The organism is Rhizobium sp. N731 (assembly GCF_001664145.1).
In the GTDB taxonomy this organism is placed as follows: domain Bacteria; phylum Pseudomonadota; class Alphaproteobacteria; order Rhizobiales; family Rhizobiaceae; genus Rhizobium; species Rhizobium esperanzae.
Map to the genome: position 1 here is coordinate 3,915,001 of NZ_CP013601.1, position 13,510 is coordinate 3,928,510.

The 13,510-nt window shown below is 61.3% G+C and carries 10 protein-coding genes (1 of these 10 cut by a window edge); 2 read left to right on the forward strand and 8 right to left on the reverse strand.

The features are described from left to right. Positions 1–1,514 carry the 3' portion of a M23 family metallopeptidase gene (locus tag AMK02_RS18955; RefSeq protein ID WP_064805194.1) on the forward strand. The gene continues 427 nt to the left of window position 1, outside the view, so the window shows 1,514 of its 1,941 coding nt (coding positions 428–1,941); its start codon lies beyond the left edge, outside the window; its stop codon occupies positions 1,512–1,514. 57 nt (positions 1,515–1,571) lie between these two features. Here AMK02_RS18955 and clpB read toward each other — a convergent pair whose 3' ends face one another. From clpB to AMK02_RS18985, 6 genes are all read right to left on the reverse strand, one after another. After that, entirely contained in the window at positions 1,572–4,172 is a 2,601-nt protein-coding gene (gene clpB / locus AMK02_RS18960) for an ATP-dependent chaperone ClpB (RefSeq protein ID WP_064805196.1), read from the reverse strand. A gap of 252 nt (positions 4,173–4,424) precedes the next feature. After that, complete coding sequence (locus tag AMK02_RS18965) at positions 4,425–5,153, reverse strand: DUF4167 domain-containing protein (RefSeq protein ID WP_064805197.1); 729 nt, start codon at positions 5,151–5,153, stop codon at positions 4,425–4,427. Positions 5,154–5,496: 343 nt separating this feature from the next. Beyond that, a complete protein-coding gene (gene prmC, locus AMK02_RS18970; protein ID WP_064805199.1) occupies positions 5,497–6,357 on the reverse strand; it encodes a peptide chain release factor N(5)-glutamine methyltransferase in 861 nt (286 codons plus the stop codon). After that, positions 6,354–7,433, reverse strand: coding sequence for a peptide chain release factor 1 (gene prfA / locus AMK02_RS18975; protein WP_064805201.1), 1,080 nt, complete (start codon positions 7,431–7,433; stop codon positions 6,354–6,356). Before prfA ends, prmC begins: the two co-directional genes overlap by 4 nt. A 28-nt stretch (positions 7,434–7,461) precedes the next feature. Next, positions 7,462–9,729 carry a phosphoenolpyruvate--protein phosphotransferase gene (ptsP, locus tag AMK02_RS18980; protein ID WP_064805203.1) on the reverse strand — a complete coding sequence of 756 codons (2,268 nt, stop codon included), beginning with the start codon at positions 9,727–9,729 and terminating at the stop codon, positions 7,462–7,464. Positions 9,730–9,818: 89 nt separating this feature from the next. Then, positions 9,819–11,093: an aspartate kinase gene (locus AMK02_RS18985; protein ID WP_064697592.1), complete on the reverse strand. Its 1,275-nt coding sequence runs from the start codon at positions 11,091–11,093 to the stop codon at positions 9,819–9,821. Positions 11,094–11,389: 296 nt separating this feature from the next. Between AMK02_RS18985 and ubiG the strand changes: the two genes are divergently transcribed. Further along, positions 11,390–12,136 carry a bifunctional 2-polyprenyl-6-hydroxyphenol methylase/3-demethylubiquinol 3-O-methyltransferase UbiG gene (gene ubiG / locus AMK02_RS18990; protein ID WP_064805205.1) on the forward strand — a complete coding sequence of 249 codons (747 nt, stop codon included), beginning with the start codon at positions 11,390–11,392 and terminating at the stop codon, positions 12,134–12,136. A gap of 82 nt (positions 12,137–12,218) precedes the next feature. On the opposite strand, the gene AMK02_RS18995 is transcribed toward ubiG, so the two are convergent. Further along, positions 12,219–12,647: a DUF1178 family protein gene (locus AMK02_RS18995; RefSeq protein WP_064805207.1), complete on the reverse strand. Its 429-nt coding sequence runs from the start codon at positions 12,645–12,647 to the stop codon at positions 12,219–12,221. After that, positions 12,644–13,501, reverse strand: a complete 858-nt coding sequence (locus tag AMK02_RS19000; RefSeq protein WP_064805208.1) for a carbon-nitrogen hydrolase family protein — start codon at positions 13,499–13,501, stop codon at positions 12,644–12,646. The genes AMK02_RS18995 and AMK02_RS19000 overlap by 4 nt, the downstream gene beginning before the upstream one ends. Between the last annotated feature and the right edge of the window lie 9 nt (positions 13,502–13,510).

Here is a 13,510-nt window from a genome sequence, read left to right on the forward strand (position 1 = left end):
TCGATCCTCTGGCGATATTTTCCGCCGACGAACCGCAGCCCGCCCCGCAGAGCCGCACCGGCGTACTCTACGGCTCCGACGTTGAATCCGAGGTCAGCCTGAAGACCGTTCCCTTCCCGACCGCCAAGACCAGTATGAAAATGGCCTCCGGCCTGTCACTCGAGGAGGTCGAGGAAAACGTCCGTTCCAACGGCTCCGTGCTGACCGACGGCAATACGCAGCTCGCAGCCCTCTACTACGTCGATCCACGTCGTTTCTCCAATGAGGAAGCCGATGTCGATCTGACCGCCGGCCTGTCAGCCCGCGTGCTCGAGCAGAACATGACGGTTTCTGCGCCGGAATCGATCACGCCGCAGACCGAAGAATTCGCCGACGACATTCTTCCGGTGCGCGCCGATACACCGATCGCCAAGGCGCTTACGGATTCAGGCTACCCACAGCAATATGCCGATGGCATTGCCAACTATATCTCGCAGCAACTCGGCGCCAGCGATCTCGAAAAGGGTGACGTGCTGCGCATCGGCATCATCCAGAAGGGCGAACAGGCAAAGATCATCCGGGCCAGCGTCTACCGCGGCACGCGCCATCTCGTCACCGTAGCCCTTGACGACAAGGGCAAATACGTGTCCGGCAGCGAGCCGCCGATGCTGGATGCCATCGCCACGGCTTTCGATGACAATACCTTCGCTCCGCCGCCCGGACAGAACCTGCCGCGAGTCTATGACGGCATCTATCGCGCCGCCCTTTCCTATGGCATGACCAAGGATATGACCGCGCTGATCATCAAGCTGCTTGCAAGCAATGTCGATTTCCAGGCGCAGCTGAGATCGACCGATAAGCTGGAGGCCTTCTTCTCCGTCGCCGACAGCACCGGCCAGGCGACCGAGGATTCCGAACTGCTCTACGTCAATGCTCGTTTCGGCGATACGCAGACGCGCTTCTATCGCTTCCAGGATCCCGACGACGGCACGGTCGATTATTTCGACGAGAACGGCAAGAGCATCCGTCAGTTCCTGCTGCGCAACCCAGTTCCGAACGGCATTTTCAAGTCGGGCTTCGGCATGCGCCGCCATCCGATCCTCGGTTTCGCGCGAATGCATACCGGCGTCGATTGGGCGGCGCCGCGTGGCACCGCGATTATCGCCTCCGGCAATGGCACAGTCGAAAAAGCCGGCTGGGATTCCGGCGGCTACGGCAATCAGACGATCATCCGCCATGCCAATGGCTATGAATCCTCCTACAATCACCAGAGCGCCATTGCCAAAGGCGTCGTTCCCGGCGCGAAAATACGTCAGGGCCAGGTGATCGGCTGGGTCGGCACGACGGGTGAATCCACCGGCCCGCATCTGCATTACGAGCTGATCGTCAACGGCACCAAGGTCGATCCGCTGCGCATCCGTCTGCCGGGCGGCAAATCGCTGCAGGGCGAGGCGCTGGCGAAATTCGAGGACGAGCGAAAGCGTATCGATACGCTGCTGAACAACCAGACGCCGGATCAGGTGGCGAGCAAGTAGTCTCTAAACGAAAAATGGCGGCTGAAGCCGCCATTTCTCATTTCTCGACAAACCAAATTAAGCCGCTGCGCTCACCGTCTGCCGCGTGCTGAACTGCAGCCGGTCCGAACCGTTCGTCACCTTGACAGTCGATCCGTCCGGCACCTGGCCCGACAGGATCTGCTCGGCCAACGGGTCCTGCACGAATTTCTGGATCACCCGCTTCAGCGGCCTTGCGCCGTAAACCGGATCATACCCCTTGTTCGCCAGCCAATGGCGAGCTTCCTCGTCGAGATCGATAACAATCTTGCGTTCGGACAGCAGAGCCACCAGCCGCTTCAGCTGGATATCGACGATCGCGCCCATCTCCTCGCGTTTCAGGCGGTGGAAGAGGATGATCTCATCGATGCGGTTCAGGAATTCCGGCCGGAAATGCCCACGCACGACGTCCATCACCTGCTCGCGAACCGTATCGCTGTCATCGCCGTCCCTGAGCTGCGTCAGATATTCGGCTCCGAGGTTCGAGGTCATGATGATCATCGTATTACGGAAGTCGACCGTCCGGCCCTGACCGTCCGTCAACCGTCCGTCGTCCAGCACCTGCAGCAGGATGTTGAAGACGTCGGGATGCGCCTTCTCGATCTCATCGAACAACACGACCTGATATGGCCGGCGGCGCACGGCTTCCGTCAACGCCCCGCCTTCGTCATAACCAACATAGCCGGGAGGCGCGCCGATCAACCGGGCGACGGAGTGTTTCTCCATGTATTCCGACATGTCCATGCGCACCATGGCCGTTTCGTCGTCGAAGAGGAAGCGGGCGAGCGCCTTGGTAAGTTCGGTCTTGCCGACGCCGGTCGGGCCGAGGAAGATGAACGAGCCGATCGGCCGGTTCGGATCTTGCAGGCCGGCGCGGGCGCGGCGGACGGCGCGCGACACGGCCTGAACCGCATCGCCCTGGCCGATCACCGATTTCGCCAGCTCGTCTTCCATCCGAAGCAACTTGTCGCGTTCGCCTTCCAGCATCTTGTCGACCGGGATGCCGGTCCAGCGGGAAACGACATGGGCGATATTGTCGGGGCTGACCACCTCCTGCACCATCGCGCCGCGTTCACCATCCTGCTTCTCGGCTTCGACCAGCTGCTTTTCGAGATCCGGAATGACGCCGTAGGTGAGCTCGCCGGCGCGCTGGAACTCACCCTTGCGCTGGGCAATCGCCAGTTCGTTGCGGGCGTCGTCGAGCTGCTTCTTGAGATCGGCGGCAAGGCCGAGCTTCTGCTTTTCCGCCTGCCAGCGGGCCGTCAGCGCATCGGCCTCCTCTTCAAGCGCGGTGAGTTCGGTCTCCAGTCGCTTCAGCCGGTCGGCGGAAGCAACGTCGGTTTCCTTCTTCAGCGCCTCACGCTCGATCTTCATCTGAATGATCCGGCGGTCGAGTTCATCGAGCTCTTCCGGCTTGGAATCCACCTGCATGCGCAGTCGCGCCGCCGCCTCATCCATCAGATCGATGGCCTTATCGGGCAGGAAGCGATCCGTGATATAGCGGTTGGACAGCGTCGCGGCGGCGACCAGCGCCGCATCGGCGATGCGAACCTTGTGATGCTGCTCGTATTTTTCCTTGAGTCCGCGCAGGATCGAGATCGTATCTTCGACCGTCGGTTCGTCGACGACGACAGGCTGGAAACGGCGGGCAAGCGCCGGATCCTTCTCGACATGTTTACGATATTCGTCGAGCGTGGTTGCGCCGACGCAATGCAGCTCGCCGCGGGCAAGCGCAGGCTTTAGAAGGTTGGAGGCATCCATCGCCCCGTCCGCCTTGCCGGCGCCGACCAGCGTGTGCATCTCGTCGATGAACAGGATGATCTCGCCGTTTTCCGCCTGAACTTCATTGAGGACCGCTTTCAGCCGCTCTTCGAATTCGCCGCGGTATTTCGCGCCGGCAATCAGCGCGCCCATGTCGAGCGCCATCAGCTTCTTGTCCTTCAGCGATTCCGGCACGTCGCCGTTGACGATGCGCAGAGCCAGACCTTCGACGATCGCCGTCTTGCCAACGCCTGGCTCGCCGATCAGCACCGGATTGTTCTTGGTGCGGCGCGACAGGACCTGGATGGTGCGGCGGATCTCATCGTCGCGGCCGATCACCGGATCGAGCTTGCCCTCGCGGGCTTCGCCAGTGAGGTCGCGGGCGAATTTCTTGAGTGAATCGAAGCCCTGCTCGGCGCTGGCGGAATCCGCGGTCCGGCCCTTGCGGATATCGTTGATGACCTGGTTGAGACCTTGGGCTGTCACGCCCGCATTCTTCAGCGTCGAATAGGTCGAAGCCGAGGATTCGATCGCCAGCGCCTGCAGCAGACGTTCGACCGTAACAAAACTGTCGCCGGCTTTCTTGGCCACCTCTTCGGCGGTCGAAAGCACCTTGGCGAGCGGTTGCGCCAGGTAGATGTTGCCGTTGCCGCCCGATATCTTCGGCAACTTGGCAAGAGCCGCGTCATTGGCAAGGCGAGCAGCCTTGGCATCGCCGCCGGCACGCTCGATCAGCGACGCCGCCATGCCCTGATCGTCATCGAGCAGAACTTTGAGCACATGTTCGGGTGAAAATTGCTGATGCCCCTGCGCCAGCGCATAGGTTTGGGCCGACTGAATGAAACCGCGCACCCGCTCGGAATATTTCTCGATATTCATATTCTACCTCCATTGATCGCCCTGCCCTTACGAGGCGCAGACCGATGATTGAGATCGACCCCCTGAAAAGGCAGGCCGCGCTTGGCCCATCTGGGATTTGGGCGAAGCAGTCGAGGAGAATATGGTACGCTGTTTCGGGAGTTTAAAGAGCCCATAAGACGAAAATCCCCGGCACGAGGCCGGGGATTTTCAAGGAAATTCGAACAGATGGCATGAGCACCCGGCTCTCCCCGAAAGGAGCGGCCAGATCCCCTATTCCGATGCGGCATCCGCCAGAACCGGCGCCTCGGCGGAAGCACCCTCGCCCTCGGAGGCTGCATCGCCGTCTGCGCCGCGGCGCGGGCGACGGGGACGATTGCCGGGGCTACGACGACGGGGCTGGCGTTCGCGTGACTGGCCGGCAGAGCCTTCCTCGTCCATGGCGACCTCGGCAGGAATGCCTTCGATCTCCGGCTGCGGGCCGGTTCCGTCGATGATTTCGGGTTGGGGTGCCGGGGCAGGCGCAGCAACGGGTGCCGCCGCGGACTTTGGTTGTGCCTGCGGCTGATGCTGCCTGCTCTGCGGCGGCTGGACGACGACGACATCGTCGCCATCATTGTCGCTGGTATCGATGTCGTCGCTGTCGCGATCCGCCGCGTCGCGGTCATTGTAGTCGCTGCGATCGTCGCGCTGGAACCGCTCTTGCATCTGCGCCTGAGCGCTGGCAATGATCCGATTGTAATGTTCGGCGTGCTGAAGATAATTCTCGGCTATCACGCGGTCGCCAGAGCTCTGGGCATCACGGGCAAGTTGCGCATATTTCTCGGCGATATGCTGTGCAGTACCGCGAATCTTAACATCGGGACCGGAGCTGTCATAGCTCCGGGTCAGCGGGTTACCGCCCTTGCGGTTGAAATTGTTGTTATTGTTATTTCCGCCGCCGCCATTGTTATTGTTGTTACCACGCCCTCGACCGCGCTTGTTTTGCTGTCCTGGCCTCATAGATCGTTCACCTGAATTCTCTGTTTGTGATGGATACATGGCACCAACCGCCATGACCGGAAAACCGGGTCAGGACCTTTGTGCCGCGAGCATACTGCGCCTTTGCGCCGACCTGCCGCTTGGTTCTCAAGTCAGTTTGACTGATTCACGCGTTGGGTCGTGTTCAACCGTTGAAACTCTCGTTTAAAAGAGCGGACCCCCGAGGCAAACCAAGTGCCGAACGAATCTCGTTCATTCCTATCTGCCCAACACGTGTCCGCAACCTATATTGCTTCCCTGGGAAATCCAAGCCTTTTCTTCGCAATAGCAATAATGTCCCGTCCGATGCCGCAGTTACCGCCTTTTACGCAAGCGCGAAAACAAGCGCCCTGTCGTTCTGACCATAATCTTTCACGGATTTGAGGCACTTGAAGCCTTTCGCTTCGAAGATCGCCGTCACATCGTTTCGCTGATCGTAGCCGATTTCCAGTCCGAGAACCCCGTTGGGCCTCATGAACCTTGCCGCATCCTTGGCTATGGCTTTGTAAGCGTCAAGCCCATCCGGGCCGCCATCCAGCGCTGCAACCGGATCAAATTTCGTCACTTCGGGAGCGAGATCGTGAATGACATTGGAGGCAATATAGGGCGGATTTGAGACAATCGCGTGAAAGGAGCCCTGGATGTTCTCGAACCATTTCGACTGCACGGCCTGAAAACGATCCTGCAACCCGTTTCTTTCTGCATTTGACTTCGCCGTCCTAAGTGCATCAGCCGATATGTCGCTGCCGATACCTGACGCCTCGGGACATTCACTCAAGAGCGCGAGGCATATCGCCCCACTCCCGGTTCCGATATCAAGAATATGGAGATGGCGTTGCGCCTTTGCAAGGTCCTTCAAATAGGGAAGCACCGTATCGACCAGGATTTCCGTATCCGGACGCGGCTCCAGAGTTTCCGTCGACAAGCCAAGCGGCAGGCCGTAGAATTCCCGCTCGCCCAGAATACGATGCACCGGCTCATGGCCGAGACGCCGCTCCAAGGCCCTCGAAATCGCCTCCGCCTGATCTAAAGAGAGCCTCTCGGCCGACCGCGTCAAAAGCTCCGTTGACGACAGTTTCAAAATGCCTGCGACAAGCAGCCGCGCATCGGTCACCGGATCGACAATGCCTGCCTCTGTGAAACGACGGCGCGCTTCGGCAAGCATATCGGCGACCGTAGCGCTCATTGCTGTTCGCCGAGCTGCGCCAGCTGGCTTGCTTGATAATCGGCCATCAGTGCGTCGACGACCTCTTCGATCTCGCCTTCCATCATCCGGTCGAGCTTGTAAAGCGTCAGATTGATGCGATGGTCCGTTATGCGACCCTGGGGGAAATTATAGGTACGGATGCGTTCCGAACGATCGCCGGAGCCGACCTGGCTCTTGCGATCGGCCGAGCGCTCGCTATCGGCCCGCTGCCGCTCGGCATCGTAAAGCCTGGAACGCAAGACCTGCATCGCCTTGGCGCGGTTCTGATGCTGTGATTTTTCCGAGCTGGTGACGACGATGCCGGTCGGCAGATGGGTGATGCGCACTGCCGAGTCCGTCGTATTGACGTGCTGACCTCCGGCGCCCGAAGAGCGCATCGTATCGATACGGATGTCTTCCGGCCGAATGTCGATGTCGATCTCCTCGGCTTCCGGCAGCACCGCCACCGTCGCGGCCGAAGTATGGATGCGCCCGCCTGCTTCGGTCTCCGGCACGCGCTGCACACGGTGCACGCCGGATTCGAACTTCAACTTGGCGAACACCCCCCGGCCTGTGATCGTCGCGATGATTTCCTTGTAGCCGCCGGCTTCACCCTCGCTTGCCGAGAGCACCTCTACCTTCCAGCCCTTTTCCGACGCGAAACGCTCGTACATCCGGAAAAGATCGCCGGCAAAAAGGGCAGCTTCCGAGCCGCCGGTGCCGGCGCGGATTTCCAGGATCGCGCTCTTTTCGTCGGCTGCGTCCTTCGGCAGAAGCAGGATCTGCATTTCCTGCTCCAGCGCCTCGATCCGCCCTTTCACTTCGGGCAGTTCGAGCTCGGCAAGATCGCGCATCTCGCGATCGACCGATTTGTCCTCGAGCAGCGTTTCGAGATCGGCGAGCTCGGCGACAGCCTTCTCATAGGCGCGGATCTTCGTCACGACGGGCTGCAGCTCGGAATATTCGGATGCGAGCTTCACATAGACATCGGCGGCCGGGCCAGCCGACATGCGCGCTTCGATCTCGCCGAAACGGCGTTCCAGCTCGCGCATTTTTTCAACGGGAAGCTTCGCCACCCTTCACTCCGATTCTTCTTATATTTCTCTAAAGGGGAATATTGTGGCTCTCGGCGAAGCGGGCAAGCACCTCGCGCATCGGCACCGTGCTGCGATGATCGTCCAGCACTTCGTCCATCACCTTCGCCAGCGCTCCGACATCAAGCCCGAGTAGCATTGCCTTTACCGGACCGATCGAGGCCGGCGACATCGAGATCGACCGAAAGCCGATGCCGAGCAGCGCCATTGCCGAAAGCGGCTTGCCGGCAAGCTCGCCGCAAAGCGTCACCGGCGTCGTGTTCCGATCCGCCCCGCGCACGATATCACGGAGGATCCGCAAAAACGGTTTGCCGAGGGGGTCGAAGCGATCGGACACCCGCGCATTGCCGCGATCGACCGCCATAGCAAACTGGAAAAGGTCGTTGGAACCGACCGAGACGAAATCGACCGCCTCCATCAGTTCGTCGAGCTGCCAGAGCAGCGCAGGCACCTCCAGCATCGCTCCGAATTGCAGCTTGCGCGGCAGTCCATGCCCGAAGCGCGACAGATGCTGCACTTCTTTCTGCAGGAGTTCGCGCACCATCTTCAGCTCGGAAACCTCAGTCACCATCGGCACCATCAGCTTCAGCTCGGTGCCGGCGGACGCCTTCAGCATGGCGCGCAGCTGGGTGCGCAACAATCCCGGACGGTCGAGCGACAGCCGGATCGCGCGCCAGCCGAGTGCGGGATTTTCCTCCTCATGGCCTCGGAAATAAGGCACCACCTTGTCGCCGCCGATATCAAGCGTGCGGAAGGTGACGACGCGGCCTGCCGCCTGTTTGATCACATTGCGGTAGAACTGCTCCTGCTCTTCCGCCTTCGGCATGGTCGAGGCAATCATGAACTGCAGCTCGGTGCGGAAGAGACCGATGCCCTCCGCACCCGATTCCGAGAGCTGCGGCAGGTCGACCAGCAGGCCGGCATTCATCATAAGCGAGATCCGCTGGCCGTCTTTGGTGACCGGCTCGATCGCGCGCAACGCCCGGAACTGCTCCTGCCGCCTCGCGCGGAAGCGCACTTTTTCCTCGTAGGAGCGCCGATGATCGGCCATCGGCCGGAGATGCACATGCCCTTCGTCGGCGTCGATGATCACGGCATCGCCATTCTCGGCGAGCGCCACAACACCCGCCGCCTGGCCGATGACGGGAATGCCCATGGCGCGGGCGACGATCACCACATGGCTCGTCACCGCTCCCTCTTCCAGCACCAGCCCGCGCACATTGGCACGGGGATAATCGAGCAGCTCGGCCGCCCCCATGGCCCGCGCCAGGATGATCGCGTCATTGGGAAAACCCTCGGCGGTCGTGCGCCCGGTATAACCCGTCAACTGCCTGAGCAGCCGGTTCGCCAGGTCCTCGAAATCGTGCATGCGTTCGCGCAGATAAGGGTCGGTCAACCGCATCATCCGCGCCTTGGTGTCGCTCTGCACCTTTTCGACCGCCGCTTCCGCCGTCAGGCCGTTGCGGATCGCTTCCTCGAGCTTGCGCACCCAGCCCTGGTCATGCGCGAACATGCGATAGGTTTCGAGCACCTCGCGATGTTCGCCTTCCATCGAGACGTCGCGGCGCGACAGCATGTCGTCGATCGAGATCCTGAGCGACCCCATGGCCTCCGCCAGCCGGCGGATTTCCTTCTCGGCATCCTCGTTCAGCAGGTTGGTAACGACGATGCGGGGCTCGTGTAGCACGACATAGCCGAGGCCGATGCCGTCATTATAGGTGTCGCCGTCAATCGTCACCGAACGCGTCAGGTCGAGTTCGAGGCCCGGTTTGGTGATCTTCTTGAGCTCGCCGGTGGCGATCATCTCGGCAAGCACCATCGCCGTCGTTTCGAGTGCTTCCACCTCCTCCTCGCGATAGTTGCGGCTCGCCTTGTTCTGGACGACGAGAACGCCAAGCGAGCGCCCGGTCCTGAGGATCGGCACACCGAGGAAGGAATGGTAGATTTCTTCACCCGTCTCCGGCAGGTAGCGGAACGCCGGATGCGACTGCGCGTCGGAAAGGTTGAGCGGCTGCGCTGAAGCCGCGATCGTGCCGACGAGGCCCTGCCCCATCTTCAACTGCGCCAGGTGCACGGCCTCCCGGTTGAGGCCTTCGGTCGCGTAGAGTTCGAGCACACCGTCGGCGCGCAGCACATAGACGGAGCAGACTTCCGCCACCATATTGCTGGCAATCTGTCGGACGATCCGGTCAAGACGATCCTGCGGCTCCAGCGGCTCTGCCATCAACTCGCGCAGCCGCCTGAGCAGCACGCGCGGACCGCCGGAAAGGTCTCTCATGGCGTCTCAAGCTCCCGAAACAACGCACTCTGTCCCGGCCGGCCTGCCTTCGTCTCCTCAACCTGAAGGGGCAGGCCGCCCGCTGGGAATCAATTCTTATCCAGACCGTAGCAGGAATGCAAAGTCCTGACAGCGAGTTCTGCATAGGGACCGTCAATCAGGATGGAAATCTTGATCTCGGAGGTGGTGATCGCCTTGATGTTGATGCCTTTTTCGGCAAGTGCACGAAACGCGGTCGCTGCCACGCCGGCATGGCTGCGCATGCCGATGCCGATGACAGAGACTTTCACCAGCCCCGATTCGTTTTGAACGACGTCGTAGCCGATCTTCTCCTTATGGTCGCCGAGCACCTTGATCGCCTTCTCGACATCGCCCGACGGCACGGTGAAGGTCATATCGGTCTTCGACCCGTCCTCGGAGATATTCTGGACGATCATGTCGACATTGATATGGGATTCGGCAAGCGGTCCGAAGATCGCGGCGGAAACGCCCGGCCGGTCGGCAAGACGGCGAAGCGAGATCTGAGCCTCATCCTTGGCATAGGCGATGCCGGTGACTACTTCCTGTTCCACGATTTCATCCTCGTCACAAATCAGCGTTCCGGGCGGGTTCAACAGATCGCCCATGCCCGGAGCATCGGGATCTTCGAAAGACGAGCGCACGAAGGTACGCACCTTGTGCACCATGGCAAGCTCGACCGAGCGCACCTGCAGCACCTTGGCGCCGAGCGAGGCCATCTCAAGCATTTCCTCGAAGGCGATCTTCTTCAGCCTGCGCGCCTGCGGCACGATGCGCGGATCGGTCGTATAGACACCGTCGACATCCGTATAGATATCGCAGCGATCCGCTTTGACAGCCGCGGCAATGGCGACGGCCGACGTGTCCGACCCGCCGCGTCCCAAAGTGGCGATGCGGTTGTCCGGTCCCAACCCCTGGAAGCCGGCGATGACGGCGACCTGCCCCTCGCCCATCCGCTTGACGATGTCGGAACCGTCGATCTCCAGAATCCGGGCTGCGCCATGTGCGTTGTCCGTGCGGATCGGAATCTGCCATCCCTGCCAGGACCGCGCATTGATATCCATCGCCTGCAATGCGATCGCCAGCAGCCCCGAGGTCACCTGCTCACCGGAGGCGACGACCGCATCATATTCCCGCGCATCGTAAAACGGCGAATTGGCGCCGATGACCTTCGGCGTGCCCTGCACCCAGCCGACCAGCTCATTGGTCTTGCCGGACATCGCCGAGACCACCACCGCGACCTCGTGACCGGCATCGACTTCGCGTTTGACGTGGCGGGCAACGTTCTTGATGCGGTCCAGGTCAGCGACGGACGTGCCGCCGAATTTCATTACGATGCGTGCCATATGCCTCTACCACGACTGGCGCCGGGAAGCGGAAACCCGACCCGGCATCACGAAAGCTCTGGGGCGAACGGCTTGGCGAAAGAGCCGGGCTCCTACTTTCTGGAACCGCTCTAAAAGCCCAGGCCCTGAAGGCCCCAAGTTGCGGGGTCTCTTAGCGAGTTTGGCGGGGGGAGGCAAGCGCACGATATAAAGCAATTGCCGAGCGTCTGCACGCCCGTCGCTCCTCGATAACCTCCGCCCTTGACTTATGTCGCCGATCGTCCGACTTCACTTGTCACGAACGCAAGGAGAAGACGATGACGGAAGGCGCCAGGAGCACGATCGACCAGGGCGAAGTGGACCGCTTCTCGGCGATGGCGGCGGAATGGTGGAGCCCGACCGGCAAGTTCAAGCCACTGCACAAATTCAACCCCGTCCGTCTCGCCTATATAAGAGACAAGGCCTGTGAGAATTTCGGCCGTGATCCGAAAAGCGCCCGCCCGCTCGAAGGCCTGCGCGTGCTCGATATCGGCTGCGGCGGCGGCCTCCTGTCCGAACCCGTCGCCCGCATGGGCGCCTCTGTCGTCGGCGCGGACCCCTCCGAGAAGAATATCGGCATCGCCTCGACCCATGCGAAGGCCTCAGGCGTTGCGGTCGACTATCGCGCGGTCACCGCCGAGGAACTTGCCGACGCCGGCGAGACTTTCGATATCGTCTTGAACATGGAAGTGGTCGAACACGTCGCCGACGTCGAACTCTTCATGACGACCTGCGCAAAGATGGTTCGCCCCGGCGGCTTGATCTTCGTCGCCACGATCAACCGCACGATGAAGGCGGCAGCCCTTGCCATCTTCGCCGCTGAAAACATCCTGCGCTGGCTGCCGCGCGGCACCCATCAGTATGAAAAGCTGGTGCGCCCGGAAGAGCTGGAAAAGCCGCTCACGGCAAGCGGCCTTGAGATTACCGACCGCACCGGCGTCTTCTTCAATCCGCTGTCCAACCAGTGGAACCTGTCCAAGGATATGGACGTGAACTACATGTTGCTGGCAAAGCGGCCCGCATAGTTCCGGCAGATAATTAGTCGGCTAATTGTCTGCGGCGCCTTCCCGCCAACTTTCAAGAGGGGCCAGGTGAACTGAATGCATCTCAGTTCACGTCTTCCGGCAGTACCGGAATGGCGGCGATCTCGATGCCTTCCTCCACCAGCGCCTGGGCCTCGTCGACCGTCGCCTGGCCGATGATGCCGCGGGCATCCGCCTCGCCATAATGGATCTTGCGGGCTTCCTCAGGGAACTTCGTGCCCACATCCTCGGAATTGGCTTTGACGGCCGCGACCGCCTCTTTCAGCTTTTGCAGGGCCTCCCGGCGCATGGCGTCCATCGCCAGCGTCTGCCTCTCGTCCTTCTTGCGCGCAGTCGACACCGAAGGCGCCATCAGGAGCTTGGAGATGGCGGCGGAATGGCAGACCGGGCAGGTCAGAAACCCGCTCGCGACCTGACGTTCGAAATCGGCGCTTTCTGAAAACCAGCCTTCGAATTCATGGGCATTGTCGCAGGTGAGGGAATAGCGGATCAAGCGGCGACGCCTCCTGCGACTGCCCCCGCGATCTTCTCAACCGAGAATTCCCGACCGTTCCTGAGGTTCGGGATCTTGTCATGGGCGGCCTTGACCGCACCGGGATCGATCTCGGCGACGATGACCGCCTCGCCCGTTGCGCCGGCCGAAGCCAGCACCGTGCCCCAGGGGTCGATGATCATCGAGTGACCGAAGGTCTCGCGCCCGTCCTCGTGCCGGCCGGCCTGCGCCGCGGCAACGACGAAAACGCCGTTCTCGATCGCGCGCGCTCTCAGCAGGATTTCCCAATGCGCCTCACCGGTTTGCTTGGTGAACACGGCAGGAACCGTCATTACCTCGGCGCCGGCAACGGCCTGAGCGCGGAAAAGTGCGGGGAAGCGAACGTCGTAGCAGATCGCAAAACCCATTTCCGCAAAGGGCAGCGACAGAACGCGGGCTTCCGAGCCGGCCGTATAGAACGCGCTTTCGCGCCAGCTCTCACCATTGTCGAGATCAACGTCGAACATATGGATCTTGTCGTAGCGATTGAGGATCCGCCCGTCAGGACCGAAGAGGAAACCACGATTGGCGATCTTGCCGTCGGCAAGCGCGATCGCCGTCGAGCCGACATGCATGTGGATGCCGAGTTCCCTGGCAAGCTCGGACCCCGTCTTGACGATGATATCGCGCGCCTCATCGGTAAGCACGGCTCGTGCCGCCGCGCGGTCACGCTGCAGCATACCGGTCATTTCAGGCGTCTGCACATAGGTGGCGCCTTTGGCGGCCGCCTCGCGCACCAGCCGCGCCATGGCGGTGGCGTTCTTTGCCGGGTCGACCCCGGAGCACATCTGAACGGCGGCGGCCTTGAAGCTCATCGGGTCTTC

Coding starts and splice junctions, on each gene's coding strand:
- clpB (WP_064805196.1), bottom strand. CDS start 4,172: ATGAATATCGAGAAATATTCCGAGCGGGTGCGCGGTTTCATTCAGTCG.
- AMK02_RS18965 (WP_064805197.1), bottom strand. CDS start 5,153: ATGAGGCCAGGACAGCAAAACAAGCGCGGTCGAGGGCGTGGTAACAAC.
- prmC (WP_064805199.1), bottom strand. CDS start 6,357: ATGAGCGCTACGGTCGCCGATATGCTTGCCGAAGCGCGCCGTCGTTTC.
- ptsP (WP_064805203.1), bottom strand. CDS start 9,729: ATGAGAGACCTTTCCGGCGGTCCGCGCGTGCTGCTCAGGCGGCTGCGC.
- AMK02_RS18985 (WP_064697592.1), bottom strand. CDS start 11,093: ATGGCACGCATCGTAATGAAATTCGGCGGCACGTCCGTCGCTGACCTG.
- ubiG (WP_064805205.1), top strand. CDS start 11,390: ATGACGGAAGGCGCCAGGAGCACGATCGACCAGGGCGAAGTGGACCGC.
- AMK02_RS19000 (WP_064805208.1), bottom strand. CDS start 13,501: ATGAGCTTCAAGGCCGCCGCCGTTCAGATGTGCTCCGGGGTCGACCCG.